Origin of the sequence: Micromonospora sp. D75 (assembly GCF_018070405.1) — a bacterium.
GTDB lineage: Bacteria > Actinomycetota > Actinomycetes > Mycobacteriales > Micromonosporaceae > Micromonospora > Micromonospora chalcea.
Map to the genome: position 1 here is coordinate 1 of NZ_JAGPXV010000500.1, position 4544 is coordinate 4544.

5 protein-coding genes are annotated in these 4544 nt (G+C 74.4%); 2 read left to right on the forward strand and 3 right to left on the reverse strand.

What is annotated here, in order from left to right; all coding sequences use genetic code 11:
- Together KBX39_RS24050 and KBX39_RS24055 are read left to right on the forward strand one after the other, a co-directional pair.
- Window positions 1-1243, forward strand: a 1243-nt coding sequence (locus tag KBX39_RS24050) for an anthranilate synthase family protein (protein ID WP_210872624.1), incomplete at its 5' end; no start/stop codon positions are given.
- A gap of 95 nt (window positions 1244-1338) precedes the next feature.
- Window positions 1339-1806 carry a DUF6069 family protein gene (locus KBX39_RS24055; RefSeq protein ID WP_043323077.1) on the forward strand — a complete coding sequence of 156 codons (468 nt, stop codon included), beginning with the start codon at window positions 1339-1341 and terminating at the stop codon, window positions 1804-1806.
- Window positions 1807-1947: 141 nt separating this feature from the next.
- Here KBX39_RS24055 and KBX39_RS24060 read toward each other — a convergent pair whose 3' ends face one another.
- The 3 genes from KBX39_RS24060 to KBX39_RS24070 form a co-directional block, all read right to left on the reverse strand.
- Window positions 1948-2337 carry a VOC family protein gene (locus tag KBX39_RS24060; protein WP_247660521.1) on the reverse strand — a complete coding sequence of 130 codons (390 nt, stop codon included), beginning with the start codon at window positions 2335-2337 and terminating at the stop codon, window positions 1948-1950.
- Window positions 2338-2348: 11 nt separating this feature from the next.
- On the reverse strand, window positions 2349-4367 hold the full coding sequence (locus tag KBX39_RS24065; protein WP_210872626.1) for a multicopper oxidase family protein: 2019 nt from the start codon (window positions 4365-4367) through the stop codon (window positions 2349-2351).
- Window positions 4364-4544 (reverse strand): hypothetical protein (locus tag KBX39_RS24070; protein WP_210872628.1); only part of this gene is annotated, 181 nt, incomplete at its 5' end. The genes KBX39_RS24070 and KBX39_RS24065, both read right to left, overlap by 4 nt.

A 4544-nucleotide genomic window follows, 5' to 3' on the forward strand; every position in this document is an offset into this window, starting at 1 on the left:
GGTGGTCGACGAGGAACTGAAAATGATGGCGCGGATGTGCGCCTCCGGCGGCCAGGTGCACGGCCCGTTCCTCAAGGAAATGGCGCGGGTGACGCACTCCGAGTACATCCTGACCGGCCGCAGCGACCTGGACGTACGCGACGTGCTGCGGGAGACGCTGCTCGCGCCGACCGTCACCGGCAGCCCGATCGAGAACGCGTTCCGGGTCATCACCCGCCACGAGACGACCGGCCGCGGCTACTACGGCGGCGTGCTCGCGTTGATCGGCAGTGACCCGGCCGGCAGCCGTACGCTCGACTCGGCCATCATGATCCGCACCGCCGAGATCGACCACGACGGCACGCTCCGCCTGGGCGTCGGCGCCACCCTGGTACGCGACTCCAAGCCGGAGTCGGAGGTGGCCGAGACGCGGGCCAAGGCGGGCGGCATGCGCGCGGCGCTCGGCCTCGGCGTCGACCCGGCCAGCCCGGACGGCGGGCCGGCGACGCCCGTGCGGGCACGCTCGTCCCTGGCCACCGACCCCCGGGTACGGCGGGCGTTGCGCGAGCGCAACGCCACGCTGTCGAGGTTCTGGCTCGACGGCGCGGAGGGCAGAACGCCGAACCGGCCGCTGGCCGGGCGCCGCGTGCTCGTCGTCGACAACGAGGACACCTTCATGGCCATGCTCGACCACCAGCTGCGGGCCCTCGGGCTGCGGTCGAGCATCGTCCGGTTCGACAGCCCGCTGCGGCCGGACGGATACGACCTCGTCGTCGTCGGCCCCGGCCCCGGCGACCCGGGCGACCTGAGCGACAGGCGGATGCGGACTCTGCGCGGACTCACCCGCGACCTGCTCGCCGGGACGGTGCCGTTCCTGTCCATCTGCCTGGGCCACCAGGTGCTCGCCGCCGAGCTGGGGTTCCCCCTCGCCCGGCGCGCCGTGCCCAACCAGGGCGTGCAGAAGCGGATCGACCTGTTCGGCCGGCCGGAGCTGGTGGGGTTCTACAACACCTACACGGCCCGCTCCGCGCACGACGTGGTGGCCGGTGGCCGGCGGGGCCCGATCGAGATCAGCCGCAGCCCGGACAGCGGTGACGTGCACGCGCTGCGCGGCGCGGGATTCCGCTCCGTCCAGTTCCACCTGGAGTCCGTCCTCACCCAGCACGGCCCGCGGATCCTGGGCGATCTGCTGGTCTCCCTGCTCGCCGACGGCACGGCCGCCGCCGCAGCCGGGGCGGCGGGCCGGCGCGGGACCCGGCCGTGACGCCCCGGCGTTCAACTGTCCACGATTGACTGCCGTCGTGGCGTCCCCGCATTCTCCCGGAGAACACATCGAGGCACCGGACCGGAGGCGACGCCGTGGATGAGGCCACTCACCGACCCCCCGTCGCGGCGCGGTCGAACCGGTCGCCGGCCACCACCCCGGTGTGGCTGGTCGGCGTCCTGGCCACCCTCGCCGGGGCGGTGGCCGCGGAGGCGTTCACGCTCGCCGCCCGGGGTCTCGGCGTACCGATGGAGGCGGCGGGGGTCTGGGAGGAGCAGGCGCAGGCGATCCCGGTGGGCGCCATCGCCCGCAGCGTCGTGCTCTGGTCGATCGGCGGGATCGTCCTGGCGGTGGTCGCGGCCCGGCGGGCCCGGCGGCCCGTACGCGTCTTCGTGGCCGGCACTGTCGCGTTCACGGTGCTGTCCCTCGCCGCGCCGGCCTTCGCCCAGGACACCGCCGTGTCCACGCAGCTCGTCCTCGCCGGCACCCACGTGATCGCCGGCGCGGTGATCATCCCCATCCTGGCCGCCCGGCTCTCCGCACCCACCACGAACCGGTACTGATCCCGCCACCGTCCCTCCCGGCCTCCGCGATCTTGCACTTTTGGCCCCCGCAAAAGGGATATCCCCGGCACTGGAAGGGCGGTAAGTGCAAGATCGGCGCGGACGGTCCGGGGTAGACGGGAGGCGGTCGGGTCCGGTGGCTCAGCCGCGGGCCGTGGGCTCGAAGATCTCGACCAGGTTGCCGGCCGGGTCGGCGACCAGGAACTGACGACCGCCCGGCCCGGACACGATGTCACTGCGCAACGTCACCCCGGCCCGCTGCAGCCGCTCCCGTTCCGCGTCGACGTCGTCGACGATCAGGTGGATGCGGTTGCGCCCGCACCCGGCCGCGTCCGCCGGGGTGACCCGGGCGCCCGAGCTGGCCGGACCGGACAGCAGCAGCCGCAGCGGCCCGCGCACCACGTCCGCGAAGGCCGGCGGGAACGCGGTCGACACCGTGAAACCCAGGTGGGCGGTGTAGAACTCGATCGCCGCCGGCACGTCGTCGACGACGTAGCGGACGCCGGCCAGGGCGTGCATGTCTGCGGTCATGGCAGTCCCCCTCAGTGTGCGTGGCTCGTGCTGTCGAAGGGCGTGGTGACACCGTCGTAGACGAGCCGCAGCATCATGCCCTGCTCCTGGTGCGGCAGGTTGTGGCAGTGGTTCATCCAGACACCCGGATTGTCCGCCCGGAACGCCACCTCCCACACCTCTCCCGGCCGTACGTCGAACGTGTCCATCCACAGCGGGCTGCCGGAGTAGCGCCGGCCGTCGCGGGACAGGATCAGCACCGGATGACCGTGCAGGTGCCACGGGTGGGTCTCCAGGCTCCGGTTGACCACCGTGAAGCGCACGACGTCACCCTCCCGGACGAGCTGGTCCGGGACGGAGGGGTGCGCGCGGCCGTCGACGGCCTGGGCGTAGGCGGGCTTGCCGTCGACCATGGCCAGGGCGCGGTCGAGGACGATGGTGAAGTGCCGGTCGGCGTCGTCGCGGTCGAACGGCACGGGTGCCGGCTCGCCGTATTCCAGCAGGTCCAGCTCGGGCCAGTCGCCGGTGTCCGGCAGGGTGCGGTCGCCGCCGCCGGCGCCGGCCGGGCGCAGCAGGACGCCCTGGTCGGGGTCGTGGTCGAGCAGCAGCGTGACAGTGGCGTCCGGCATGGTCAGGACCACGTCGTACCGGCCACCGGCGGGCAGGCGGAGGCCGACCTCGCGTACCTCGCCCGGCTGGTTGAGGTCGCGGCCGTCGACGGCCACCAGCCGGAACGCCGAGCCGGCGACGGCGAACCAGTGCGGGTTCGAGTCGGTGTTGATCAGACGCAGCCGCACCGGCTGACCCGGGCGGACGTCGTGGACGGCGCGTCCCTCCTGGTCGCCGAGGATCACGACGTCGTCGAACGTGTGCACCGGCAGCGTCAGGTCCAGCCCGCGCTCCGCGTCCGGCCGGTCCTCGCGCGGCGTCACGACGAGCGTCCCGTACAGCCCCTTGCGCACGGCGGGGTGCGACGCCTGGTGGGTGTGGTACCAGTACGTCCCCACCTGGTCCGCCTGGAACCGGTAGACGAACTCGCCGCCGGGCCGCACCGCGTGCTGCGTGGCGCCCGGCGCGCCGTCCTCGCCGCACGGCACGTCGTACCCGTGCCAGTGCAGGGTGACACCGTTCTCGATGTCGGCGTTGCGGAGCGTCACCTCGATCAGGTCGCCCTCGGTCGCGGTGATGGCCGGCCCGGGCAGCCGGCCCTCGTAGCTCCAGGCGTCGATCGGACGCCCTTCCGGCAGCGTGACGGTGCCCGTCCGGGCGGTGAGCACGTGGCGTCGCGCGGTGCCGCCCGCCGCCGGCGCGCCGGGGCCGCGCAGGTCCGCCACGGAAACCTTCGGGCCAGCGCCGCCGGCGTGTCCGGGGCCGCCTCCGGTGACCATCGCCTCGGGCTCCCGGAAGAGCAGGCCGACGCCGGTGGCGCCGGCGCCCGCCGCGACGACGCCGCCGGCCACGCCGAGGAACCGGCGACGGGACAGCGCCGACGCCCCGGCCGCCACCGGCGCTTGTTCGGGAAAGCCGGCGTCCGCCACCGCCGAGCGTTCCGGGGCGCCCGCGTCCGCGCCCTGCCCGGTGGGTCGTCCGACCACCCGGGCGGTGAGCAGCGCGCCGGCGCAGACGACGGCGACGGCGATCAGCGAGGTGCTCAACGTCAACGGGTAGCCGGCGGTGAACGTCACCACCAGGCCGGCCAGCGCGGCGTAACCGGCGGTCAGCAGCGCGACGAGCCCGCCGGCCGGCAGGGCCGTGGCCGGCGACTGCCGGGCCGCGAGCAGCCGCGGGCCGGCGAGGAGCACCGCGACGATCCCGGCGGCGAAGAGCAGCGGCAGCCCCAGCAGAACCTTCTCCTGGACGAACCACCAGCCGCGCCCGGCCAGCAGCGCCTCGGTGCCCAGCCGGGTGATCGTCACGAGCACCGCGGCGGCGAGCAGGCCCAGCGCGAGGCGGTGGCGGCCGAGCGCGGCGGTCACGCCTGCCGCGAACCACGTCGCGACACCGAGCAGTGCCACGACGTGGTCCACGAGGATCCATTGGAGCGTGCTCATGAGGCCGTTCGCGCCGAGTCGGCCGCCGGGCCGGTCACAGTGGTGTCCACGCCGGGCGTGGTCGTCGTGTCCGGCCCCGGCCGGACGCTGCGCAGGATGACGCGGGCGACGGCCACCATCACCAGCCCGGTGACCGCGTGCAGGCCGAACACGTACCGGCCGACGGCCGAGTCGCCG

Excerpts from the sequence above, each read along its gene's own strand:
- KBX39_RS24060 (WP_247660521.1), bottom strand. The coding sequence starts at position 2,337 with ATGACCGCAGACATGCACGCCCTGGCCGGCGTCCGCTACGTCGTCGAC.
- KBX39_RS24065 (WP_210872626.1), bottom strand. The coding sequence starts at position 4,367 with ATGAGCACGCTCCAATGGATCCTCGTGGACCACGTCGTGGCACTGCTC.